Raw genomic sequence first — 22,063 nt, 5'->3', positions numbered from 1 at the left:
CTCCAGCCGTTGAGAGAGCCTTGCCGTACCTGCTTTACTCTCCTTTCTTTGATGTTCTACTCCCGCGATGACACTCAACGCTTCTTGCGCCGCAAGATATCGGCATACACGGCAAGAATGATGATGAGACCCGTCACCACGATCTGCCATTCCTGCGCGACCGACATGATGCGCAACCCGTTGGTCAACACACTCATGATGAAAGCGCCGATGATGGTGCCGAGTATCGTGCCCGAGCCGCCGCTGAGCGACGTGCCGCCGATCACCACGGCCGCGATCGCTTCGAGTTCATAGCCCTGGCCTAACGCCGGCTGTGCCGAATTCAGACGCGACGCGATCAGCAAACCGGCGACGCCGCAAATTGCGCCGCCCAGGCCGTAAATCGCAATCTTCCAGCGATCGACATTCACGCCGGACAGCCGCACGGCTTCTTCGTTGCTGCCGAGCGCGAAGGTATAGCGGCCAAGCGCAGTGCGATTGAGCGTGATCGAACTGACGATGGCGAGCACGAACAGAATCAGCACTGCGTTCGGCACGGGCACGCTCGGCAGGAAGTACGCGATCAGCGAGTCCTGCGAGATCATGTAGAAGTTCTCGGTATCCGTGAAATAGATGGGCTTGTCGACTGACACGACGAGGGACAACCCTTTGAGCAGCAGCATCATGCCCAGCGTCGCGATGAACGGCGGAATTTTCATTTTCGCCGTCAACGTACCTGAGATCGTGCCGCATAGCGCGCCTGTCGCGATTGCGGCGACCACGCCGATCCACATCGGCAGATGCCAGTACGTGAGAAATACACCGCAAATCACGGCGGTGAATGTCATCAACGTGCCGACGGAAAGATCGATGCCGCCAGTGATGATGACAAAAGTACTGGCAATAGCGAGCACGCCGTTGACGGCCGTAGCCTGCAGAATGCCGAGGATGTTGTCCATCTGCATGAATGCGGGCGACGCGAAGCTGAAAAAAACCAGCAGCAGAATCAGGCTCGTAAACGCGAGCATCTTTTGCAAAGCCGTCGGCGAAAAGAGCCGGGCTCTGAATCCCGACGTGCGTCTTTCGTTGGACAGCGCCGCGGTATCCGATTGCAGTGTCATTGCTCTGACCTCTCCAGGCTCATGCCGCTTTCAGGGTTTCGCGCTGCGTCGCGAGATGCATGATGCGCTCTTGCGTCGCGTCGCCGGCGGAGAGTTCGCCAGTGATACGGCCTTCGCACATCACCACGATACGGTCGCTCATGCGCAGGATTTCGGGTAATTCCGACGAGATCATCACGATCGCCTTGCCTTGCGCCGCGAGCGCGCGCAACAGCTTGTAGATTTCGCTTTTCGCGCCGACGTCGATGCCGCGCGTCGGCTCGTCGAAGAACAGTACGTCGCAATCGCGCTCCAGCCATTTCGCGATGACGATCTTCTGCTGGTTGCCGCCCGACAGCAGTCGCACCGGTTGGGTTGGCGAAGGTGTGCGGATCGCGAGCAGATTAATGAAGTGCGAAGCGCGCTTGCGTATCTGCATGCGGCGAAGAAAGATATTCAGCGACAGGAATTTGCCGAGGTCGGACATCACGATGTTCGATTCGACATCCATGCCCGTCGCAAGACCGAAGCGCTTGCGGTCCTCGGACAGATAGCCGATGCTGTGCGCGACCGCGTCGCTAGGCCGTTTGATCTGCGCCCTTGCGCCTTTTACGAAGATCTCGCCGGACTCGATGGGGTCCGCGCCGAACACGGCGCGCGCAACTTCCGTGCGGCCCGCGCCCATCAAACCCGCGAAGCCCAATATTTCGCCTTTGCGCAGCGTGAAGCTCACATTTCTCACGAGCGGGCCCGCGTTCAGGTTCTTCACTTCGAGCGCAACTCCGCCTGCGGTGTGCGTGTTCTGATGAGGCTCGACGTCGGCGAGTTTTCGTCCGACCATCATGCCGATGATCGCGGGCACGCTGCTCTCGGCCGTCCCGACGGTAGCCACATATTCGCCGTCGCGCAGCACGGTGACGCGGTCGGAAATCTGTTTGAGTTCATCCATCTTGTGCGAGATGTAGATGATGCCGACACGGCGTTCCTTCAGTTGCCGGATGATGCGAAAAAGCTCGGCGATTTCCGCGTCGTTGAGCGCGGAGGTCGGCTCGTCCATGATGAGTACGCGCGAATCGAACGACAAGGCCTTGGCGATTTCGACCATCTGCTGGCTGGCAACAGTGAGCGAACCGACGACCGTGCGCGGATCGAGATTCACATGCATGCGCGCGAGGATGTCGCGGGCCTGCGCATTCAGTTTGTCTTCATCGAGAAACAGACCGAGACGCCCGCGCGGCTCGCGGCCGATGAACATGTTCTGCGCGACGGTCAGATGATTCATCAGTTGAAGTTCCTGATGAATGATGCCGATACCCAGCGCCTGTGCTTCACGCGGGCTGGTGAAATCGACCGGCTTGCCGTCGTAGAGAATCTCGCCGGAGTCGCGCGTATAGACGCCCGCAAGAATCTTCATCAGCGTCGACTTGCCTGCGCCGTTTTCGCCCATCAGCGCATGCACCTCGCCCGCCATGAGTTCGAACTGCACTTCGTGCAGCGCCCTCACGCCGGGGAAGCTCTTGCTGAGGCGGTTGACGGAAATAAGCGGTGTCATGGCATGGCAGTCGCGCAAGGAAATAGCCGGAGACATTACGGAAGCCCTTATGGTGCAAAGATATCCGGTCGTTCTTTCGCGGACCGGTGCAGCTCGGCAACTACCTCGTCGAGATGGTCGTGCATGGCTTTTGCGGCGGTATCGGCGTTCCCTGCGCGAATGGCTGCGAAGATACGCTCGTGTTCGTCGAGCGTATGCACGAGCCGTTCGGGACTCGCCAGCAATTGCCTTGCGCGATCGAGTGCATTGCGCGACACGGCGACAATTTCTTTCACGCGCGGCAGATTCACCGCGTCGAGCATGATTTCGTGAAAAGCAAGATCGAGTACATGAAACGCGAGACGGTTGCCGTCCTCGAATACGCTGCGCTGCTCTTCGAGGTTGGCGGCGAGCGAGTCGATCGTCGCGCTGTCACGCATCAGCGCAACTGCGCGGACGGTCTCGACTTCGAGCGCGCTGCGTATGAACAGATGCTGACGTATGTCGTGTAGCGCAATGGGTTTAACGCGCGTGCCGCGCTGCGGAAGAACTTCGACGAGTCCGGCATGTTCGAGTCGCGCCAATGCGGCGGACACCGGAAAGCGCGATACGCCCATGCGCTCGCACACGGCCAGCTTGTCGATCATCATTCCGGGTTCCAGCAGCAATGTCACGATCGCTTCTCTCAGCGCCTGTTCCACCGCGTCGGTCAGGCTGCCGCGTTCGCTGCCTTTGACCTTTTGCAGTGCGACATAGGGATTGCTGGCGGCATTCGCTACATCTGACGAAGAGCTCACGGCACGCTTGATTTCCAGAAGACATGCTAGCATGCTAGGAAGCGGATTGAGCATTGTCAACGCGTGCTAACGCCTGGTATATCGCCTGGTACGTCTTATCAGGGTGTACCCGTATCGAGTTCGTGCCGGGCGGTTTGTCTTCGCAAAGCAGGTCAATGTCGATAGCCATCCCTGGAGGGTGTCAGATGACCACGATCACGAGGCTGTCCGTTCGCGACATTCGTTTTCCCACCTCTCGTTCTCTCGATGGCTCCGACGCAATGAATGCCGCGCCGGACTATTCCGCCACTTACGTCACGCTCGAAACCGATTCGCCGCAAGAGCTTATCGGTCACGGCCTCACTTTTACGATCGGGCGCGGAAATGAAATCTGCGTGACGGCGGTGAATGCGTTGGCGCCGCTCATCGTCGGCAGGAAGCTCGAAGATATCGCTGCGGATATGGGCGCATTCTGGCGCGCCTTCACATCCGACAGTCAATTGCGCTGGATCGGTCCCGACAAGGGCGCGATCCACCTCGCCACGGCTGCCGTCGTGAATGCTGTGTGGGACCTGTGGGCGAAATCCGTCGGCAAGCCTGTATGGAAGTTGCTCGTCGATATGAGCCCGGAAGAACTCGTGCGCTGTCTCGACTTTCGTTACGTGACGGATGCGATCACGCCTTACGAAGCGCTGGCAATGCTGCACCGCCATGCAAAAACCAAAGGCGCGCGCGAAAAGGAAATGCTGGCGCAGGGCTATCCGGCTTATACGACATCCGCGGGCTGGCTCGGTTACGACGATGACAAGATCCGCCGGCTTGCGCGCGAAGGCGTCGCGCAGGGATGGACGCATTTCAAGCAAAAGGTAGGTGGCAATCTGGAAGAAGACGTGCGGCGCGCGCGCATCCTGCGTGAAGAGATCGGCGAGAACCTCAAGCTGATGATGGACGCGAATCAGGTGTGGGACGTCGACGAAGCGGTGGCGAACATGCGGCGCCTGGCGGAATTCGATCCGTGGTGGATCGAAGAGCCGACCAGTCCCGACGATATCCTCGGTCATGCGGCCATACGCGAGCGACTGGGATCGATCGGCGTCGCGACGGGCGAGCATTGCCATAATCGCGTGATGTTCAAGCAACTGTTGCAGGCGCAGGCGATCGATTTCTGTCAGGTCGACAGCTGCCGCCTTGGCGGTTTGAATGAAGTGATCGTCGTGCTGCTGATGGCGGCCAAGTTCGGTGTGCCCGTGTGCCCGCATGCGGGCGGCGTCGGATTGTGCGAGTACGTCCAGCACATTTCGCTGTTCGACTACATTTGCGTGTCGGCGTCGCTGGAAAATCGCGTGCTCGAATATGTCGACCATCTTCACGAGCATTTCGTCGACCCCGTCGTCATTCGAAACGGTCGTTATATGCCGCCGAAGAAGCCGGGGTATAGCATTGAGATGAAGGCGGATTCGTTAGACATGCATGTCTTTCCTGAAGGCGAGGCATGGCAACCTTAAAGCCGTTGCGTAACCGATTCGAGTAATGTATACATCAAACGTTAAAGCCCTGGTGTTCGATGTTTTCGGCACGTTGGTCGACTGGCGCGGCGGCGTCGCGCGTGAAGCGGCCGTTTTTCTGCAGCGGCATGGGCGCAGCGCGCAGCAAGCCGATGCATTCGCGGATGCATGGCGTGCGCGCTATCAGCCGGCGATGGAAAAAGTCCGCAGCGGCGAACGTCCTTTCATGAAACTCGACCTGCTGCATCGCGAGAATCTCGATGAGGTCTTGAACGAATCGGGTATCGACCATACACAGGTGCCGGCGGTCGAACTCGACGATCTCAACCTGGCGTGGCATCGGCTGGACCCATGGCCGGATACCGTCGAAGGACTCACGCGGCTCAAGTCGCGCTACATCATTGCACCGCTGTCCAACGGCAACGTCAGGCTAATGATCGATATGGCGAAGCATGGCGGTTTGCCGTGGGACGCGATTCTCGGCGCAGAGGTTGCGCAAGCGTACAAGCCGACGCCGGAAGCCTATCTGCGCACAGTCGATGTGCTGATGCTGTCGCCCGGTGAGGTTTGCATGGTCGCTGCGCACAACAGCGATCTTGCAGCGGCGCAGAAATGCGGCTTGAGAACGGCCTTTATCCCGCGTCCGCATGAACACGGCGCGGCGCAAACAACGGACTTGAAGCCGGCGGGAAACTGGGATTGGGTCGCGCAGGATCTCGTGGATCTCGCGAAACAGCTCGGTGTTTGAATACAGCAAGGCATGATGGCGTCTGCACCATCATGCCTGCATACCTACTGCCGATTATTTCAGGCGCGTTTTGATTTCGTTTGCGAGCTGCTTCGTCGCTGCTTGCGTCGGTGCATCGGCGGCGAGTGCATTGAGAAGGCCGAAATCGTGGATCGTGCCGTTATAGCGCGTCGTCGTGACTTCGTTGCCCGCTGCATCGAGCTTGTGTCCGTACGCTTCACCTTCGTCGCGCAGCACGTCGAATTGCGCAACCTGAATCAGCGCGGGCGGCAGACCCTTCAGTTCATCCTCTGAAGCACGCAGCGGCGATGCGTAGATCTGGGCACGCTGTGCAGGGTCTTGCGTGTAGGCGTCCCAGAACCACTGCATCATCGCGCGGGTCAGGAAATGCTTGTCACGATACGCGAGATACGAGCCGTCGTTGAAGTTCGCATCGGTGACGGGCCACATCAAGCCCTGGAAGCGAATCTGCGGACCCTGCTTGTCCTTCGCCATCAGGCTGACGACGGCCGCCATGTTGCCGCCCACGCTGTTGCCGACCACGGCGAGCCGGCTGCCGTCCACGCCGATCTCATTGCCGTGTCCGGCAACCCATTTGGTCGCCGCATACGCCTGATTGATGGCGACGGGATAGCGGGCTTCGGGCGACGGCGTGTAGTTCACGAACACGGCCACTGCGCCTGATTGTACGACGAGATCGCGCACGAGCCGTTCGTGGGTCTGGAAATCGCCGAGAATCCACCCGCCGCCGTGGAAGAACATGAACACGGGTAGCGTGCCCGTCGCGCCCTGCGGACGCACGATGGTTACCGGCACGCTGATGCCGTCCTGTTCGATCGTGCGGTTCGATACGTCGATGCCCGACAGATCGACTTTCACGCTGTTCTGAGCGTCGATCAGCACCTGACGCGCCTTTACCGGCGGCAGTGTGTTGAGGGCAGGACCCGTACCGCTGTTGAGCGCTTTCAGGAAACCGGTGGTGACGCGATCCGGCGTCGGCTGCGCGGCGGGCGTAGCAGCGGAAGCGATCATGGCATTCGCAGCAAGAACGGCAGCAAGGACGAGGGGCTTGAGGGCTTTCATTTCAGTGCTCCAGTGTTCTAACGATGTTGTTTCAAACCAGCGTCAACGTGACGTCGATATTGCCGCGCGTTGCATTCGAGTACGGACACACGATGTGCGCCTTGTCGATCAGTGCCTGAGCGGCGTCGCGGGGCATGCCGGGCAGCGAAATCTGCAGTTCGACTTCGATGCCGAAGCCGTTCGGAATCGCGCCGATGCCGACATTGCCGTCGATGGATACGTCTGCGGGAATCGGCGTCTTGTCACGCGCCGCGACGAACTTCATCGCACCGAGGAAACAAGCGCTATAGCCGGCCGCGAACAGCTGCTCCGGGTTGGCGCCTTCGCCGCCTGTGCCGCCGAGTTCACGCGGCGTGACCAGCTTGAAATCAAGCTTGCCTTCGGGTACGACCGCGCGGCCGTCACGGCCTCCCGTGGCGTGAGCATGAGCGCGGTACAGAACTTTTTCGATCGACATGATGTAACTCCTGAAAAGCAATGATTGAATGAACCTGCAATAGGGTTTCTGTTTTGCTATCTACTACTAGATAGATATCGGTGCGAACCTTCGCACTGCATCGACATCCTGATTCGTGCCGCTGTTTATCTACTAGAAGATAGGCAACAACGCCCAACAAAAGGCGGTCGACAACAACCGCCTCCACGTACCGCTACTTCGAAACCTTCCATGAAGCCTCGACGTCTTCAAGCCGAGCCTTCGTCTTGAACAGACGGCTGGCCAGCACGCTACCCTGATAAGCGGCGTACAAAGCACGTGCCGCGTTTTCAGGCTTGCCGTTGACGTGCAATGTGCGCTCCTTCACGCCTTGCGCCAGCACCTTCGCGAGCCAGCTCTCGTTGGCCTTGAAGAATGCCTGCACGGCAGTGCGCACGTTATCGGGCAGTGCCTCGATATCGGCGGCGAGCATGCCGCACAGGCAGATCTGGTCGCCTTCGCCCAACGTTCTGCCGAACAGCTTCGTGTATTTGCCGAGCTTCTGATCGGCAGGAAGCGAAGCGTCGATGGAACTCAACGTGCCGAGTATTTCGGTGCTGTACTGATTGACCGCTTCGAGTACCAGGTCGTCTTTCGACGGGAAGTAATAGTGGATGCTCGAAGTCTTCACGCCGACCAGCTCCGACAGGTCGCGATAGCTAAAGCCGTTGTAGCCGCGCAGCATCATCAACGTGATGGCGTGCTCCAGAATCTGATCGCGGACGGTGTTTGTCGGTTCCATGTGCCGAACTTTATCTACTGCTAGATAGACAGTCAAGCACTTTTTTGCGGCCGACTCGAAGGATCGCGCTCCCGCGCCTTTACGACGAGCGCGCCTGCATGAAATCGATGAACGCGCGCAGCTTGCGCGGCACGTGCACGCGGCTCGAATAGTACACGTGGAAGCCCGGGAAACTGGGCCACCATGGCTCAAGAAGCGGAATCAGACGGCCGGTGCGGATATCGTCGGCGATCACGGCTTCGAGCGTGCAGCCGATACCCGCACCACTACGAATCGCGGAAAGCAGCAGATCGCCGTCGTTGGTGACGAGCGGCCCCGGTGTATCGACGGAAAATTCGCGGCCGTCCGTCTGATACGCCCATCGAAACAGGCCGTTCTGCAAGCGCACGTTGAGGCAGCGATGCGCTGCGAGATCGCCCGGTTCGCGCGGCATCGTGCGCCCGCTCAGATAGTGGGGCGCGGCGACCGTTGCGAGGCGTTGCGCGCCACCGAGCGGCACCGCCACCACGTCCTGCGACAGGTTCTCCGACAACCGGATACCCGCGTCGAAGCCGCCGCTCACGATGTCGATCAGCGCGTTGTCGCAATGCAGTTCGACGGTGATGTCGGGATATGCCTCAAGAAACGGCGTGAGATGCGGCATCACGAGAATCTCGGCAGCGATGCGCGATACGTTCAGACGCAGCATACCGGCAGGCTTGTCGCGCATGTCGTGCACGTCGTTCACGGCGCCGTGCAGTGCGGCCAGTGCAGGCTGCGCGCTTTGCAGGAAGCGCTGGCCCAGCTCCGTCAGCCCGACCTTGCGCGTCGAGCGTTCGAGCAGGCGCACGCCGAGGCGCGCTTCGAGCGTGCGCAGCGTTTGGGACAGCGCCGAGGTCGACACGCCAAGCTCATTCGCTGCACGCGTGAAGCTGCGGTGATGCGCGACCCGCGCGAACGCCGCTATGCCCGGAAGCAGATCCGGAAGACTTGCGGCATTGTGAAGCGTGTCTTCATGGTCCATCCTGTTCTGCCGCTTTATCGGGGATTGAGCGCAGCCTACCATACAGTCTGACTTCACAATTAGGAGCAACGGATGAATCGATTGGCAGGCAAGGTCGCGATCGTCACGGGATCGTCGAAGGGCATCGGGGCGGCCATCGCGGAGCGGCTCGCGGCGGACGGGGCGAAGGTCGTGGTCAACTACACGCGCGACGCGACGTTCGCGGATGCGGTCGTCGCGCGTATCGCGGCGTCGGGTGGCGAAGCGATCGCTGTGCGCGCGGATGTCGCGAAAGATGGCGAGCCGAGGGCGCTCGTCGAAGCGACGCTCGAAGCGTTCGGCAAGCTCGATGTGCTGGTGAACAATGCTGGCATCTACGACATCGATTCGCTCGACACGCTGACGGCCGAAAGCATCGACCGTCATTTCAGCGTGAACGTGCGCGGTCTGCTGCTGATGACTCAGGCGGCGGCGCGTGTGCTTCCCGCGGGCGGCGTCGTCGTGAACATCAGTTCCGGCGTCGCGAAGAGTCCGAACCCGATGGCGCATGCGTACTGCGCGACCAAGGGCGCCGTCGACGTGCTGACGCGTACGCTCGGCATGGAACTCGGCGCGCGGCGGATTCGCGTGGTCGGTATTGCGCCCGGATTCACGGAGACGGAAGGGAACCGCCACTTGCCGCGCGATCTCATCCAGCCGTTCATCGCGAAGACGCCGCTTGGCCGAGCAGGTCAGCCGAATGACATCGCGGCGGCTGTTTCGTTTGCCGCATCCGACGATGCGGGCTGGGTGACGGGATCGACAATCGACGTAGCGGGCGGTCTGGTTTTCTAGTTCGGTTTTGCCATGGCGGCTTACGCCTGAACAGTGCGCGTCCGTTTGGACGCACCCGATTTGCCCGGCGCGGAACCCGTATCCTGAACACGATGCGGGCCGTCGGACGAACGGATGATCAACTCGGGCGCCCACACTTCCTGCAGATCTTGCGCCGGCGTGCCCGCCAGCCGTGCGAGCAGCATCTCGGCCATGCGCTTGCCCGCGCGGTGCGTCTCTGCCGAAAAGGTTGTCAGCGCGGGCTGCACATAGCGCCCGATCGGATGATTGTCCCCACCGATGACACCGACGTCGCGCCCCGCCACGCGGCCCGTTTCAGCAATGCCGCGCAACACACCCAACGCAATCAGATCGTGTCCGCAAACGATCGCCGTAGGTGGATCGGGCAGGGCCAGCAAGCGGCGCGCGGCCTCCGCGCCGCCTTCTTCGGATATCGCCGCTTCGACGCAGAGCGACTTGTCGTAGCGGATCTTCGCGGCGCGCAACGCTTCCGCATATCCCTGATGCTCCAGGTGGCTGAACATCAGGTACTCGGGCGCATGAACCAGCGCAATGCGCCGATGCCCCAATGCGATGAAGCGCGCACAACCGGCGCGACCGACCACGTGATGATCGATATCGACATACGGGAAATCGCTGGACGTCTCGCTTCGGCCGAAAGCGACAAATGGAATATCGCGTTCGAGCAGATACGCAATGCGCTCGTCCTGCCTGCGTGTGCGCCCAAACAGCAACGCATCGACGCGCTGACGTTCGATGAGCCGCTTGAACACATCGAGTTCCGATTCGACGCTTCGTGCGGACGCGACGATGACCTGAAGGCCGCTGTTATCCATCGCGTCGTTCACGCCCATCAACATGTCGAGGAAGAACGGGTGCGCGAACGATGTTTGCGGCGGCGATACGACAAAAGCGACGGTGTCCGCCGATTGCCGGCGCAAGCGGCGCGCAGCCGGATCCGGCGAAAAGCCGTGAAGCTCGGCAGCTTCGAGGACGCGTTTGCGCGTCTCGGCACTGACGTCTTCCCTGCCGTTCAAGGCCTTCGATACCGTGCTGACGGAAAGCTTGAGCGAGGCCGCAAATTCTTGAATGTTCATACCAGCTTCTCTCTTCAGGTTCGCGCCTGCGAACTCGCCGAAAACGATGCTCGACATTCTACGCCGCATGCGGCGATGTGAAGAACGGCAAGCGTTGATCAGACAAAAAACGTTTTCGACAATTTATCGGCAACGCTTGCGAGTGAAGGGCGGTTTTCGCGTCGGTGTTTACCCCTTGTGCGGTTTGGTCGAAGGTTCACGAAAAGCGTTCGGATCATCGTCGACGGACTTGTGCGGTGGGGCTGTCCGGCGAATCGAGCGCAAGGTACTTCTCCAAAAACGTTTTCGGAGGAATTTTGCATCACTTGTATTCCTCCAGACCCGCTGCTATCTTTCGTTCGAAATCGTTTTCGAAACAAGCCGGAAATTGAACCGGACAACATCGACTGAATGGTGAATGTTTTGATTGAACATATTCTTACCCCGAGCGCCCCTTTGCCACGCGGACACTATGCGCAGGCAACCAGAGCGAACGGCTTCGTCTTCGTCTCGGGTCAGCTGCCGCTCATGAACGACCACGGCGACGTCGTCCTTGCAGAAGGACTCGATGCGCAGGTCCGCCAGGCGCTCTCGAATATGCGCGAAGTGCTGCGAGCGGCGGGAAGCGATATGCGACAGCTTTTGAGCGTCCAGGTCTATGTTGCCGACATCGAAGCGTGGCCCCGCGTGAATGAAATCTATCGGGAGTTCGTCGGCGATCCTGCGCCGGCCCGCACCGTCGTGCCATGCGGCGAGCTGCATTACGGCGCGCAGGTGGAAATCAGTGCGGTTGCCCTTTGTGGCGATTCGCACCTCACAGGCAGTGGAGGTGCGTAACGCAACAGTTCGAATCGATAGGGCAAACAGGAAAGCATTGCGATGTTCCAACGAGGAGGTCATGGTGCAGGTATTTGATTGGTATCGAGCGGCCGCCCCAGCAGAGCGGCGTACGTTCTGGGGATGCTTCTGCGGCTGGACGCTGGACAGCTTCGACAACCAGGTGTTGGCGTTTCTTCTGCCGACTCTGATGGCTGCGTGGCATTTTTCGAAAGGCGAAGCGGGGCTGATCGCGACGTCGTCGTTACTGGCCGCTTCGATCGGCGGATGGGTATCGGGAATCTTGAGCGATCGTCACGGACGCGTGCGCATTCTGACGGGCTCGATCATCTGGTTCACGGCGTTCAGCGTGATGGCGGGCTTCACGCATTCGTATCATCAGCTGCTGATCGTGCGCGCATTGCAGGGCCTGGGGTTCGGCGCCGAATGGGCCGTCGGCGCCGCGTTGATGGCGGAAGTCATCAATCCCGTGCATCGAGGCAAGGCGCTGGGCCTCGTTCAGAGCGGCTTCTCAGTGGGTTGGGCGATGGCCGCCGTGCTCACGGGCCTGCTTCTCGCCTATCTGCCTGCATCGGTTGCATGGAGGTCTGCGTTCTGGATCGGCGTGGTGCCCGCACTCGTAGTGCTGTTGATCCGCCGATACATTCCGGAGCCGGAACTGTTCCGCGAAATGAAGAAGGCGACGGGCGGCGCAGTCGTCGCGACGTGGCACTCGGCATTTCATAAGGACGTGCGGCGCGCGAGCTTCCTTGCTGCGCTGCTGGTTACGGGCCTTCAGGCAAGCAGCTACGCGATCATGATCTGGCTGCCCACGATGCTCGTTCAGGTCCGTCACTTGCCGGTGTCGACCGTCGCGATGATGGCGACGATGATGAGCATCGGTTCGTTCATCGGGCAAGTCGGTTTCGCGTATCTCAACGACTCGCTCGGCCGCCGCTCCACCGCGATCGCGTTCTGTCTGTTTTCCGCGCTGCTGACGGGCTGCTATCTGTTCTTGCCGCTGGATGCGTGGCTATTGGCGGCATTGGGACTGCCTGTCGGCATGGGCATCAACGGCGCATTTGCCGGTATGGGGCCGATGCTGTCGGAACTGTTCCCCACGCAAATCCGAACGACATGTATGGGCTTTTCGTACAACGTCGGCAAGTCGGTTGGTGCGTTGAGCGTCGCAGCGGTCGGCATCGTCGCGGAGCGCATGGGCATGGTGGGTGCGATTGCCGTGTTCTGTTTTATCGGCTATTTCTGCGCGCTGCTTGCGCTGAGCTTCCTGCCCGAGACGCGCGGCCGCGATCTCACGAACGTGGCACTTAGCGACGATTCATTCGATCGGCTGGATATGCTGGAGCAGGCAAGTCCGACGCGCCGCTAGCCGTTCAACCCGTTTGCACACGCCGCTTCAATGGAGACACGCATGAGTAGCGAATTGGGAGTCGAGACATTGGACTCCGAGTCGGATGTCGCGTTTTACGATCCCGCCGAAGGACACGGTTTGCCGCACGATCCGTTCAAGGCGATCGTCGCGCCGCGCCTGATCGGCTGGATATCGAGCCGATCGGCGAGTGGTCAGTCGAATCTCGCGCCATATAGCTTCTTTGGTGCATTTGCGAGTGTTCCGCCCATCATCGGCTTTTGCAGCGAGGGCCGTAAAGACAGTCTTCGCAATATCGAGGAGACGGGCGAGTTCGTCTGGAGTCTTGCGACGCGACCGCTGGCGGAGCAGATGAACCGCACGTCGGCTCCCGTTGCGCCCGACGTCGACGAGTTTCGGTTAGCTGATCTGACGCCCGTTGCGGGGCGCAATGTGTCGGCACCGCGTGTCGGTGAATCGCCCGCGGCGCTCGAATGCAAGCTGTTGCAAGTCATGCGTCTGCACGATCTGCGCAACAAACCAACCGACAACTGGCTCGTGCTTGGGCAGGTTGTCGGCGTGCATATCCAGAAGGCGTATCTGAAAGGCGGCCTGTTCGATACGCGTGCCGCGCAACCCATCATGCGCGCCGGCTATCTCGGCGATTACGCGCAGATCGGCGAGATGTTCCAGATGTTCCGTCCCACGATCTAGCTGCCGCGCGTCAGCGCGTTAATGCGAGTTCGCCCCAATGTTGTCGAAAACGATTTAGATAATTTCCCTTCGTAAACTTGACTTGATCCGACAAAGGTGAAAGCATTGTTCATCGAAATCGTTTTCGAAAAGTGAGAGCACCATGATCCAGATCGATAACGAAGTAGCCATGATTCGAGAAACCGCACGTCGTTTTGTGCGCAACCGGCTCGTTCCCCTCGAACAACAGATCGAAACCGATGACGACGTCAGCACGGAACTGCTCGCCCAGTTGCGCGCGGAAGTCGCGGCGCTGGGCCTGTATGGCTTCAACCTTCCTGACAGCATCGGCGGCCCTGGCCTGACTGCCGCCGCGAAAGTCGCGATTCTCGAAGAACTCACGCATACGTCCGTGCCGCTGAGCGAGGTATTCGGTCATTTGCCGCTGCAACTGACGCAGGCCGATGAGCGTCAGCGCGCCGAACTGCTGCCCGACATCCTGTCTGGCAAGAAGACCGTCACGTACGCGTTGACGGAGCCCAACGCGGGCTCGGATCTCGGCGGACTGCGCACGCGCGCGGAGAAGGTGACGGGCGGCTGGCGGCTGAACGGAAGCAAGCATTTCATCTCGCACGCCGAAACGGCCGACTACATCATCGTGCTGGCCGTGACGGAGCCGTCGGCGGCGTTGAAGAACAAGCTCACGACCTTTATCGTCCGTGGCGGCAATCCGGGTGTCGTCGGGATGACGCGCTACCGGAAGATGGGTTGGCGCGGTTACCACCTCAATGGCTTTACGCTCGAAAACTGCTTTGTTCCCGACGACGATCTGCTCGGCGAGCCCAATGCAGGTTTTCTCGGCATGATGCAGTCGATCAATCAGGACCGGCTGCTGTCGGCGAGCCGCTCTCTCGGTCTGTCGGCGCGCGCTCAGGCGATGGCCTGCGAATATGCGCTGGAACGCAAGGCTTTTGGTGCGCATCTCTCGCAGCACCAGGCCATCCAGTTCATGATCGCCGACAACGACGTGGAAATCGAAGCGGCGCGCATGCTGATTCGCGCAGCAGCGGAGATGATCGAAGCGAACGATCCGGGTGCGCATGTCGCGGCGTGTCGCGCGAAGCTTTACGCGAGTGAAATGGGGTGCCGCGTCACGGATCGCGTGCTGCAGATCTTCGGCGGCATGGGCTACATGACAGAACTGCCTATCGAACGCTTCTATCGCGACGCCCGCGCTTTCCGTATCGGCGAAGGCACTTCGGAAATGCAGCGCATCCAGATCGCGCGTGCCGCGTTTGCCACTGCGGGAGGCCGTCATGGCGTTTGATCTGCTCGAATCCGGCGACGCCGATCTCGTCGCATTGCATCACGGCGAACGAACGTTGACGCGCGGCGAACTCGCAATCGCAGCGCAACGTGCCGCGACGTTCCTGCATGACCTCGATGTGAAGCGCGGCGATTCGGTCGCAGTGTGGCTGCCTGATGGGGCCGTGTGGATGCAACTGTTCTTCGCGGCCGCGCAACTCGGCGTGTTGATGATCCCCGTCAGCACGCGCTTCAGGCTGCAAGAGGCGCTGCACGTCGTGAAGACCTCGAAGGCGCGCGTGCTCGTGGTGCCGCAGAACTTCCTGGATTTCGACTACGTCGGCGCCGCGAATGAAATCAAGGCGTCTTGCGATCTGTTGCAGCACGTCGTTGAAGTGGCGCAGTTCGATCTTCCCGAATGGAGTACGTGCGAACCGTATCCGGAGTGGGACGGCCGTGACACCGATCTGCTTTGCACGTTCATGACCTCGGGAACGACGGGCCAGCCGAAGCTCGCCGCGCATACAGCCGGCGGGATTGCGCGGCATGCGCGCAACATCGCGCACATCAACGATATGCGCGCGGGCGATGTGGTGCTGTGTGCATTGCCGCTGTACGGCGTGCTGGGATTCGTGCAGGCCATCGCGGCGCTCGCTTCGGGGGCGGCGTGTGTGCTCTTGCCCGTGTTCAAGGCTGAAGCAGCTGCCGCGGCGATCGAGCGCCGGCGCGTCACGCACTTCTTCGGTTCGGATGCCATGTTCGACATGGTGCTCAACGCCGGCAACTACTCGCTCGCTAGCTGGCGATGCGGTGCCTTCCCTGAGTATGCTGGCCTTGGCAAAAGCGTCATCGCCAAAGCGTGGACGGCTTGGGGCGTACGCTTGAGAGCCTTATACGGCATGTCGGAATGCTTCGCGATGACGGCGATGCGCGACGCCGAAGGCGATGCCGAACAACGAGGCATGCCGGGCGGTATCCCCGTTTCGACCGACATCGTCTTCCGGATCGTCGATCCTGCAAGCGGCGAGCAGTTGCCCGACAGGCAACAGGGCGAACTGCAGTTGCGCGGCTATAACGTGATGGCCGGCTATCTGAACAACCCGGTCGCGACGACGGCGGCCTTCACGCCGGACGGATGGTTCAGGACGGGCGATCTAGCCTATGCAGACGGCCACGCGTTCTTCTACGTAGGCCGCATCCGCGACAGTCTCCGTTTGCGAGGCTACCTGGTCGACCCCGGTGAAGTCGAGGTGTTTCTCGCAGAGCATCCGGCCGTGCTCGCGGCGCAGGTGGTCGGCGTGCACGTCGAAGGTGAAGGCGACGTGGCCGTCGCGTTCGTTCTCCGTTCGACGACTCCTGCAAGCGAAGACGAATTGCTTGCGTATTGCAAGCAGGGCATCGCCGGCTTCAAGGTTCCGCGCCGCATCGTCGCCGTCGATGCGTTTCCGCAGCGGGACGGTCCCAACGGCGTGAAGATCCTGAAGAACGTGTTGCGGGATATGGCCTCGCAATGTCTCGGGCTTGCTCACACCCCATCGCTTTAACACGGGAAATCGCACATGAAACAAGCTGAAATTCGCTCGGACATCGCGTGGGCCACGCCGAAGAAAGTCGTCGTTCATGGGCTCGATCTGTGTGAGGAGATCGTCGGCAAGATCGACTTTGGACAGATGACGTTTTTGCAATTGTTCGCCCGTCTGCCCGACGAGCGCGAATTGCGCATGTTCAACGCAATGATGGTCATCCTGGTCGAACATGGCGTCACGCCGTCATCGCTGGCGACGCGCATGACGTATGCCGGCGCACCCGAAGCAGTGCAGGCGGCTGTCGCTGCGGGTTTGCTGGGTCTGGGTTCGGTGTTCGTCGGATCGCTCGACAACGCGGCGCGGCTCTTGCAGGCGTCGCTGCCCGATCCGCACGATGTGCCGGATATCGACGCACTCGCGAACAGCATCGTCGACGACTACCGCGCGCGCAAGGAGATCGTGCCGGGCATCGGGCATCCGTTTCACAAGCCGATCGATCCGCGTGCGCCTGCGTTGTTCAAGGTCGCGCAGGAGACGGGGTACGACGGACCCTACATTCGACTGATGACGGCAATCGGCAAAGCCGCTGAAGAAAAACTCAAGCGCGCGTTGCCCGTGAACGTGACGGGCGCGATGGCGGCCGTCGCATCTGAAATGGGGATCCCATGGCAGATCTGCCGTGGCCTGGCGGTTGCCGCGCGATCGGTGGGACTGGTGGGACACATCCTCGAAGAAATGCGCCAGCCCATCGCGAACACGCTGTATCTGCGCACCGAACACGAGGCCACCGCGCATCTGATCCCACACGAGCATCGGGAAGAAGCATGACTACGCTCGAATCGAACGGGATGTCGTCGGCACGACGCATGAGCGCGCGGCGCGAAGACTTTCGTTTCTGGACGGAAGAGAAGTTGCGCAATGCCGATACGGATCAGTTCAGGCACGTCAACAACGCGGCAATCGCGACCTTCCTTGAAGCGGCGCGCATGGAGATCGTTGCGCCACCCGCCGTTCGCAAGTGGATGGACGGGGCGAATCTGGCGGTCGTCAGGTTGCTGATCGAGTTCGGTGCGGAATTGCGCTTCCCCGGATATGTGAGCGTGGGAAGCCGGGTTGTCGACGTGGGACGTACATCGTTCAGGGTCAGGCAAGGCCTGTTTCGCGGTGCCGATGGCAGCAGTTGCGCAGCAGCGGAAGCTGTGTGCGTGCTCGTACATGGCGAAACGGGCCGCCCTCATCCCGTCGCGCCTGAATTGCGCGCGTACCTGTTGGAGCAACACGACGACGCGACGGAGGCTTCCAGATGAATGGCAACACGGTTCTCTACGAACGGCGCGGAACGATTGCGCTCGTCACGCTCAATGATCCTGACCGTCGTAACGCGCTGTCGCGCGACATCGTGCGTGGCGTGTCGAGTGCGCTGGAGATGGCATTGCGCGATGGCGCGCGTGCAGTCGTGATCGCGGCGGCAGGCACGGCATTTTGCGCGGGCGCCAATATCGACGATCTTCGCAACGGCTGGATGGAATCGCCGGATCCGGCCGACGATCCCGCTGTGATGTTCAGGCGCATCGCCGAATTCGATCGGCCGGTGATCGCGGCCGTTCAGGGCGCTGCCGTCGGCGGCGGAATGGAACTCACGCTCGCGTGCGATCTCGTCGTGGCAGCCGGACCGGCGTGGTTCGCGATGCCCGAACTCGGACACGGCGTAATTCCGAATACGGGCCTTGCGTTGCTCGCGCGTGTCGTCGGCATGCGCAGGGCTTTCGAAATCGTATTGACGCGCCGGCGTGTGTCGTCGGAAGAGTCGCTGAACATCGGTCTGGTCAATCGCGTGTTGCGTGCGAATGAACTGCTGGAGGGCGCGCTGTCGCTCGCTGGACAGATCGTGGAGTCCGTACCGCCCGGCGCGCTGAAAGCGGCGAGGCTCAATCTGCAAGCGCATGCGGCGATCGACTGGGGCCGCGTGCTGCGCTCGCCGCTCGACGTCCCCAGGCACGAGTGGCTGGAAGGACTCGATGCCTTCACGCAGAAAAGAGCGCCGGAATATGACCGCTTTTGGGAGCAGGACGACGGCAGCGCGCATACACCTGCGTTGCAGGGTGTCGAAGGAGAGTGACGTGAAAGTACTGGTAGCAGTGAAGCGATCGGTGGACGCCAATGTGAAGGTTCGCGTGAAGTCGGACCACACGGGTGTCGACATCGCCAACGTGAAGATGTCCATGAATCCGTTCGACGAAATCGCCGTGGAAGAAGCGGTGCGGTTGAAGGAAGCGGGCATTGTCAGTGAAGTGATCGCCGTGTCTTGCGGCGTCGCGCAATGTCAGGAAACGCTGCGTACGGCGCTGGCGATCGGCGCGGACCGCGCAGTTCTTGTCGAATCGAATGACGAGTTGCAGCCGCTCGCTGTTGCGAAGTTGCTGAAGGCGCTGGTGGATAAGGAGCAGCCTTCGCTCGTGATTCTCGGCAAGCAGGCGATCGACGACGATTCGAATCAGACCGGTCAGATGCTCGCTGCTTTGGCTGGCCTGCCGCAGGCGAGTTTCGCATCGAAGGTTGTCGTTGCAGACGGCAAAGCGACGGTGTCGCGCGAAGTGGATGGCGGCGCCGAAACGCTGTCGCTCAAGTTGCCCGCAGTCGTGACGACCGATCTGCGTCTGAACGAGCCGCGCTACGTGACGCTGCCCAACATCATGAAGGCGAAGAAGAGACCGCTGGAAACCGTGAAGCCGGAAGACCTGGGCGTCGATGTCACGCCGCGTCTGAAGACGCTGAAGGTCAGCGAGCCGCTTAAACGTAACGCTGGCGTGAAGCTTCCCGACGTGAAGACGCTGGTCGAGAAGCTCAAGACAGAAGCCAAAGTCTTGTGAAGCGAGGGACGAAATGACGATTCTGGTAATTGCTGAGCACGACAACGCGGCGCTGAAAGCAGCGATGCTGAACACGGTTGCCGCTGCGCAAAAGATTGGTGGTGACGTGCATGTGCTGATCGCGGGCCACCACGCGCAAGGCGCGGCTGATGCAGCTGCGAAGGTGACTGGCGTTGCGAAGGTGTTGCTTGCGGACGCACCGCAACTGGCCGAAGGCCTTGCAGAGAATGTCGAGGCGACAGTGCTGAACATCGCGAAGGACTACTCGCACATCCTCGCACCCGCTACGGCATACGGCAAGAACATCGCGCCGCGTATTGCCGCGAAGCTCGACGTTGCACAGATCAGCGAGATCACTGCGGTAGTCGGCGCCGATACTTTCGAACGCCCGATTTACGCGGGCAATGCAATCGCTACGGTTCAATCTCAAGATGCCATCAAGGTCATCACGGTTCGCGCGACGGGCTTCGATCCGGTTGCAGCCGAAGGTGGCAGGGCGTCGCTCGAGAAGATCGAAGCCGCAGCCGATGCAGGCGTTTCGCAGTTCGTGAGCCGTGAAGTGACGAAGCTCGACCGTCCGGAACTGACTGGCGCGAACATCATCGTCTCGGGCGGTCGAGGTCTGGGCAGCGGCGAGAACTACACAAAGGTACTGGAGCCTTTGGCCGACAAACTCGGCGCGGCAATGGGCGCATCACGCGCGGCTGTCGACGCGGGCTACGTGCCGAACGATTATCAGGTCGGTCAAACGGGCAAGATCGTCGCGCCGCAACTGTACATCGCGGTCGGCATCTCGGGCGCAATTCAGCACTTGGCTGGCATGAAGGACTCGAAGGTGATCGTCGCGATCAACAAGGACGAAGAAGCGCCGATCTTTAGCGTCGCAGACTACGGCGTGGTCGGCGATCTGTTCGACTGCGTTCCCTCACTCGTGCACGAACTGAACGTGCATCGATGAACGCATCGCTCTGTACAACGGGTACAGCCTTTGAATCCGATCGACATCGTCCGTTTGCAGGGACTTGCCGTTGCCAACACCGAGGACGCGTCCTTGTGGCGATGGTTCTCGCTGCTGCTGCAAGACTCGCGCATCAGATGGTGTCTTGCGCACGGCAACTGGCTCGTGTCGATCGATCACCGGCACATGGCCACAGAACCGAGCTTCGACGAAGCAATGCGCGCTGCCAAGGCCCGATTCGATAGTCCACACAAATCCCGGCTCAATGCAGCCATTACCACTCGCACGTCAGAAAGGAGTAGAAAACGATGAGCTTCGTTACTGTCAATCCCGCGACGGGAAAAGTAGTCAAGGAATTTCCGCTGCAATCGGATGAACAGGTGTTCGCCGCACTGAGCGCGGCCGACAAGCGTTATCACGAAGACTGGAAATTCCGGCCGGTCGCCGAACGCGCCGCCATCGTGCGTCGCGCCGCGCGGATCCTGCGCGAGAAGCGCGATGAGTACGCGACGTATCCGACGCTGGAAATGGGCAAGATCGTCCGCTTCAGCTACATGGAAATCGATCTGGTCGCCGATATTCTCGATTACTACGCAGAGCACGGAGAGAAGTTTCTCGCGCCGCAACAAGTGCCGGGTGAACCGGGCGCGACGCTGGTCGCGGAGCCAATCGGCGTCATTCTCGCCATCGAGCCGTGGAATTTCCCGTTCTATCAACTGGTCCGCGTCGCCGCACCGCAACTCGTCGCGGGGAACGTGGTGCTGATGAAGCACGCTGAAAACGTCCCGCAATGCGCGCTCGCTTTCGCGCGACTCTTCGAGGAAGCCGGCGCGCCGGAAGGCGTGTATACGAATCTCTTTTGCAGCATCGAACAGATCGCCCGACTCGTCGACGACTTCCGCGTGCGCGGCGTCGCGTTGACGGGCAGCGAGCGTGCAGGGGCGTCCGTCGGCGAACGCGCGGGACGCAACTTGAAGAAGGCCATTCTGGAACTGGGCGGCAGCGATCCTGCGCTCATCCTTGAAGGTGCATCGCTCGATCTGGCCGTCGAGCAGTGCGTGATGGGCCGCACCTTCAACTCGGGACAGGGCTGCGTGAACATCAAGCGCGTGATCGTGGTCGGCAAGGAGCGCGGCGAGAAGATGCTCGCCGCGCTGAGAGAGCAGTTTGCGGCGATCAAGGTCGGCGATCCGACCGACGAAGCGACCACGCTCGGCCCGCTCGTCAGCGAACGTGCGCTGGAAGGTTTGCTCAGGCAGATCGACGAAGCGAAGGCGGCGGGCGCGCGCATCGTCTTCGGCGGCAAGCGTGTCGACCGCCCGGGTTTCTATCTGGAACCGACCATCATCACCGATATCGCCGAAGACAATCCGCTCTATCAGCAGGAAGCATTCGGACCCGTGCTGTCGTTCTATGTCGTGAACAGCGAGGAAGAAGCGATCAGGCTCGCCAACGCAACGAAGTATGGCCTCGGCGCCTTCGTCTTCGACACGGATGTCGAGCATGCGAAGCAGGTGGCGTCGCGTATCGAAGCGGGCATGGTGTACATCAACTCGTGCTTTGCGGACTCGCCGGGATTGCCGTTTGGCGGTATCAAGAATTCGGGCTTTGGACGCGAACTGTCGGAACTCGGTATCGGCGAGTTTCTCAATCGCAAGCTGGTGCGTGTCGCGCAGTAATCGCTACGCGTCTCAC

General features: G+C 60.7%; 23 protein-coding genes. 15 read left to right on the top strand and 8 right to left on the bottom strand.

Features of this window, described 5'->3' with window-relative positions:
* Positions 1–74: 74 nt before the first annotated feature.
* Genes G3N95_RS25085 through G3N95_RS25075 form a run of 3 tightly spaced genes read right to left on the bottom strand, consistent with a single transcriptional unit; the run spans position 75 to position 3,440 of the window.
* A complete protein-coding gene (locus G3N95_RS25085) occupies positions 75–1,100 on the bottom strand; it encodes an ABC transporter permease (RefSeq protein WP_205972760.1) in 1,026 nt (341 codons plus the stop codon).
* Between the two features lie 19 nt (positions 1,101–1,119).
* Positions 1,120–2,631, bottom strand: a complete 1,512-nt coding sequence (locus tag G3N95_RS25080; protein WP_205972759.1) for a sugar ABC transporter ATP-binding protein — start codon at positions 2,629–2,631, stop codon at positions 1,120–1,122.
* Between the two features lie 47 nt (positions 2,632–2,678).
* Positions 2,679–3,440: a GntR family transcriptional regulator gene (locus tag G3N95_RS25075; protein WP_205972758.1), complete on the bottom strand. Its 762-nt coding sequence runs from the start codon at positions 3,438–3,440 to the stop codon at positions 2,679–2,681.
* Between the two features lie 152 nt (positions 3,441–3,592).
* Here G3N95_RS25075 and G3N95_RS25070 point away from each other — a divergent pair, with 152 nt between their 5' ends.
* Together G3N95_RS25070 and G3N95_RS25065 are read left to right on the top strand one after the other, a co-directional pair.
* Positions 3,593–4,891, top strand: coding sequence for an L-fuconate dehydratase (locus tag G3N95_RS25070; RefSeq protein ID WP_205972757.1), 1,299 nt, complete (start codon positions 3,593–3,595; stop codon positions 4,889–4,891).
* Between the two features lie 25 nt (positions 4,892–4,916).
* Positions 4,917–5,639, top strand: a complete 723-nt coding sequence (locus tag G3N95_RS25065) for a haloacid dehalogenase type II (RefSeq protein ID WP_205972756.1) — start codon at positions 4,917–4,919, stop codon at positions 5,637–5,639.
* 54 nt (positions 5,640–5,693) lie between these two features.
* Here G3N95_RS25065 and G3N95_RS25060 read toward each other — a convergent pair whose 3' ends face one another.
* The 4 genes from G3N95_RS25060 to G3N95_RS25045 all read right to left on the bottom strand — a co-directional run bounded on the left by G3N95_RS25060 (position 5,694) and on the right by G3N95_RS25045 (position 8,942).
* Positions 5,694–6,722: an alpha/beta hydrolase gene (locus G3N95_RS25060; protein WP_205972755.1), complete on the bottom strand. Its 1,029-nt coding sequence runs from the start codon at positions 6,720–6,722 to the stop codon at positions 5,694–5,696.
* A gap of 31 nt (positions 6,723–6,753) precedes the next feature.
* A complete protein-coding gene (locus G3N95_RS25055; RefSeq protein ID WP_205972754.1) occupies positions 6,754–7,179 on the bottom strand; it encodes an organic hydroperoxide resistance protein in 426 nt (141 codons plus the stop codon).
* Between the two features lie 193 nt (positions 7,180–7,372).
* Positions 7,373–7,939: a TetR/AcrR family transcriptional regulator gene (locus tag G3N95_RS25050; RefSeq protein ID WP_205972753.1), complete on the bottom strand. Its 567-nt coding sequence runs from the start codon at positions 7,937–7,939 to the stop codon at positions 7,373–7,375.
* A gap of 79 nt (positions 7,940–8,018) precedes the next feature.
* Complete coding sequence (locus G3N95_RS25045) at positions 8,019–8,942, bottom strand: LysR family transcriptional regulator (RefSeq protein ID WP_205972752.1); 924 nt, start codon at positions 8,940–8,942, stop codon at positions 8,019–8,021.
* Positions 8,943–9,014: 72 nt separating this feature from the next.
* Between G3N95_RS25045 and G3N95_RS25040 the strand changes: the two genes are divergently transcribed.
* A complete protein-coding gene (locus tag G3N95_RS25040) occupies positions 9,015–9,755 on the top strand; it encodes a glucose 1-dehydrogenase (protein ID WP_205972751.1) in 741 nt (246 codons plus the stop codon).
* Between the two features lie 20 nt (positions 9,756–9,775).
* Here the strand turns inward: G3N95_RS25040 and G3N95_RS25035 are convergent, their stop codons facing one another.
* Positions 9,776–10,852: a substrate-binding domain-containing protein gene (locus G3N95_RS25035; protein ID WP_205972750.1), complete on the bottom strand. Its 1,077-nt coding sequence runs from the start codon at positions 10,850–10,852 to the stop codon at positions 9,776–9,778.
* 390 nt (positions 10,853–11,242) lie between these two features.
* Between G3N95_RS25035 and G3N95_RS25030 the strand changes: the two genes are divergently transcribed.
* The 12 genes from G3N95_RS25030 to G3N95_RS24975 all read left to right on the top strand — a co-directional run bounded on the left by G3N95_RS25030 (position 11,243) and on the right by G3N95_RS24975 (position 22,047).
* Positions 11,243–11,668 carry a RidA family protein gene (locus G3N95_RS25030; RefSeq protein WP_205972749.1) on the top strand — a complete coding sequence of 142 codons (426 nt, stop codon included), beginning with the start codon at positions 11,243–11,245 and terminating at the stop codon, positions 11,666–11,668.
* 61 nt (positions 11,669–11,729) lie between these two features.
* Positions 11,730–13,037, top strand: a complete 1,308-nt coding sequence (locus G3N95_RS25025; RefSeq protein WP_241018900.1) for an MFS transporter — start codon at positions 11,730–11,732, stop codon at positions 13,035–13,037.
* 42 nt (positions 13,038–13,079) lie between these two features.
* On the top strand, positions 13,080–13,730 hold the full coding sequence (locus G3N95_RS25020; RefSeq protein WP_205972748.1) for a flavin reductase family protein: 651 nt from the start codon (positions 13,080–13,082) through the stop codon (positions 13,728–13,730).
* 142 nt (positions 13,731–13,872) lie between these two features.
* Entirely contained in the window at positions 13,873–15,036 is a 1,164-nt protein-coding gene (locus tag G3N95_RS25015) for an acyl-CoA dehydrogenase (protein ID WP_205972747.1), read from the top strand.
* A complete protein-coding gene (locus G3N95_RS25010; protein ID WP_205972746.1) occupies positions 15,026–16,558 on the top strand; it encodes an AMP-binding protein in 1,533 nt (510 codons plus the stop codon). Before G3N95_RS25015 ends, G3N95_RS25010 begins: the two co-directional genes overlap by 11 nt.
* 15 nt (positions 16,559–16,573) lie before the next feature.
* The gene (locus tag G3N95_RS25005) at positions 16,574–17,368 is read left to right on the top strand and encodes a citryl-CoA lyase (RefSeq protein WP_205972745.1); all 795 of its coding nucleotides are present in this window, start codon (positions 16,574–16,576) and stop codon (positions 17,366–17,368) included.
* A complete protein-coding gene (locus G3N95_RS25000; RefSeq protein ID WP_241018898.1) occupies positions 17,365–17,847 on the top strand; it encodes a thioesterase family protein in 483 nt (160 codons plus the stop codon). Before G3N95_RS25005 ends, G3N95_RS25000 begins: the two co-directional genes overlap by 4 nt.
* Positions 17,844–18,659, top strand: a complete 816-nt coding sequence (locus G3N95_RS24995; protein ID WP_205972744.1) for an enoyl-CoA hydratase/isomerase family protein — start codon at positions 17,844–17,846, stop codon at positions 18,657–18,659. The genes G3N95_RS25000 and G3N95_RS24995 overlap by 4 nt, the downstream gene beginning before the upstream one ends.
* A gap of 1 nt (position 18,660) precedes the next feature.
* Positions 18,661–19,410, top strand: a complete 750-nt coding sequence (locus G3N95_RS24990; RefSeq protein ID WP_205972743.1) for an electron transfer flavoprotein subunit beta/FixA family protein — start codon at positions 18,661–18,663, stop codon at positions 19,408–19,410.
* 13 nt (positions 19,411–19,423) lie between these two features.
* Entirely contained in the window at positions 19,424–20,368 is a 945-nt protein-coding gene (locus tag G3N95_RS24985; RefSeq protein WP_205972742.1) for an electron transfer flavoprotein subunit alpha/FixB family protein, read from the top strand.
* A 30-nt stretch (positions 20,369–20,398) separates the two neighbouring features.
* Positions 20,399–20,680 (top strand): hypothetical protein, encoded by a 282-nt coding sequence (locus G3N95_RS24980; protein ID WP_241018894.1) that lies wholly within the window; start codon positions 20,399–20,401, stop codon positions 20,678–20,680.
* On the top strand, positions 20,677–22,047 hold the full coding sequence (locus G3N95_RS24975; RefSeq protein WP_205972741.1) for an NAD-dependent succinate-semialdehyde dehydrogenase: 1,371 nt from the start codon (positions 20,677–20,679) through the stop codon (positions 22,045–22,047). The genes G3N95_RS24980 and G3N95_RS24975 overlap by 4 nt, the downstream gene beginning before the upstream one ends.
* Positions 22,048–22,063 lie beyond the last annotated feature (16 nt).

The sequence above is a fragment of the Paraburkholderia sp. Tr-20389 genome (assembly GCF_017104565.1).
GTDB lineage: Bacteria > Pseudomonadota > Gammaproteobacteria > Burkholderiales > Burkholderiaceae > Paraburkholderia.
Note: the sequence above shows the minus strand (reverse complement) of the source record. Positions and strands in the feature narration are given on the sequence as shown.

Bases quoted from the DNA above. Each gene is read 5' to 3' on its own strand.
- G3N95_RS25085 (WP_205972760.1), bottom strand. From the start codon at position 1,100: ATGACACTGCAATCGGATACCGCGGCGCTGTCCAACGAAAGACGCACG.
- G3N95_RS25080 (WP_205972759.1), bottom strand. From the start codon at position 2,631: ATGACACCGCTTATTTCCGTCAACCGCCTCAGCAAGAGCTTCCCCGGC.
- G3N95_RS25075 (WP_205972758.1), bottom strand. From the start codon at position 3,440: ATGCTAGCATGTCTTCTGGAAATCAAGCGTGCCGTGAGCTCTTCGTCA.
- G3N95_RS25070 (WP_205972757.1), top strand. From the start codon at position 3,593: ATGACCACGATCACGAGGCTGTCCGTTCGCGACATTCGTTTTCCCACC.
- G3N95_RS25065 (WP_205972756.1), top strand. From the start codon at position 4,917: ATGTATACATCAAACGTTAAAGCCCTGGTGTTCGATGTTTTCGGCACG.
- G3N95_RS25060 (WP_205972755.1), bottom strand. From the start codon at position 6,722: ATGAAAGCCCTCAAGCCCCTCGTCCTTGCTGCCGTTCTTGCTGCGAAT.
- G3N95_RS25055 (WP_205972754.1), bottom strand. From the start codon at position 7,179: ATGTCGATCGAAAAAGTTCTGTACCGCGCTCATGCTCACGCCACGGGA.
- G3N95_RS25050 (WP_205972753.1), bottom strand. From the start codon at position 7,939: ATGGAACCGACAAACACCGTCCGCGATCAGATTCTGGAGCACGCCATC.
- G3N95_RS25045 (WP_205972752.1), bottom strand. From the start codon at position 8,942: ATGGACCATGAAGACACGCTTCACAATGCCGCAAGTCTTCCGGATCTG.
- G3N95_RS25040 (WP_205972751.1), top strand. From the start codon at position 9,015: ATGAATCGATTGGCAGGCAAGGTCGCGATCGTCACGGGATCGTCGAAG.
- G3N95_RS25035 (WP_205972750.1), bottom strand. From the start codon at position 10,852: ATGAACATTCAAGAATTTGCGGCCTCGCTCAAGCTTTCCGTCAGCACG.
- G3N95_RS25030 (WP_205972749.1), top strand. From the start codon at position 11,243: ATGGTGAATGTTTTGATTGAACATATTCTTACCCCGAGCGCCCCTTTG.
- G3N95_RS25025 (WP_241018900.1), top strand. From the start codon at position 11,730: ATGGTGCAGGTATTTGATTGGTATCGAGCGGCCGCCCCAGCAGAGCGG.
- G3N95_RS25020 (WP_205972748.1), top strand. From the start codon at position 13,080: ATGAGTAGCGAATTGGGAGTCGAGACATTGGACTCCGAGTCGGATGTC.
- G3N95_RS25015 (WP_205972747.1), top strand. From the start codon at position 13,873: ATGATCCAGATCGATAACGAAGTAGCCATGATTCGAGAAACCGCACGT.
- G3N95_RS25010 (WP_205972746.1), top strand. From the start codon at position 15,026: ATGGCGTTTGATCTGCTCGAATCCGGCGACGCCGATCTCGTCGCATTG.
- G3N95_RS25005 (WP_205972745.1), top strand. From the start codon at position 16,574: ATGAAACAAGCTGAAATTCGCTCGGACATCGCGTGGGCCACGCCGAAG.
- G3N95_RS25000 (WP_241018898.1), top strand. From the start codon at position 17,365: ATGACTACGCTCGAATCGAACGGGATGTCGTCGGCACGACGCATGAGC.
- G3N95_RS24995 (WP_205972744.1), top strand. From the start codon at position 17,844: ATGAATGGCAACACGGTTCTCTACGAACGGCGCGGAACGATTGCGCTC.
- G3N95_RS24985 (WP_205972742.1), top strand. From the start codon at position 19,424: ATGACGATTCTGGTAATTGCTGAGCACGACAACGCGGCGCTGAAAGCA.
- G3N95_RS24975 (WP_205972741.1), top strand. From the start codon at position 20,677: ATGAGCTTCGTTACTGTCAATCCCGCGACGGGAAAAGTAGTCAAGGAA.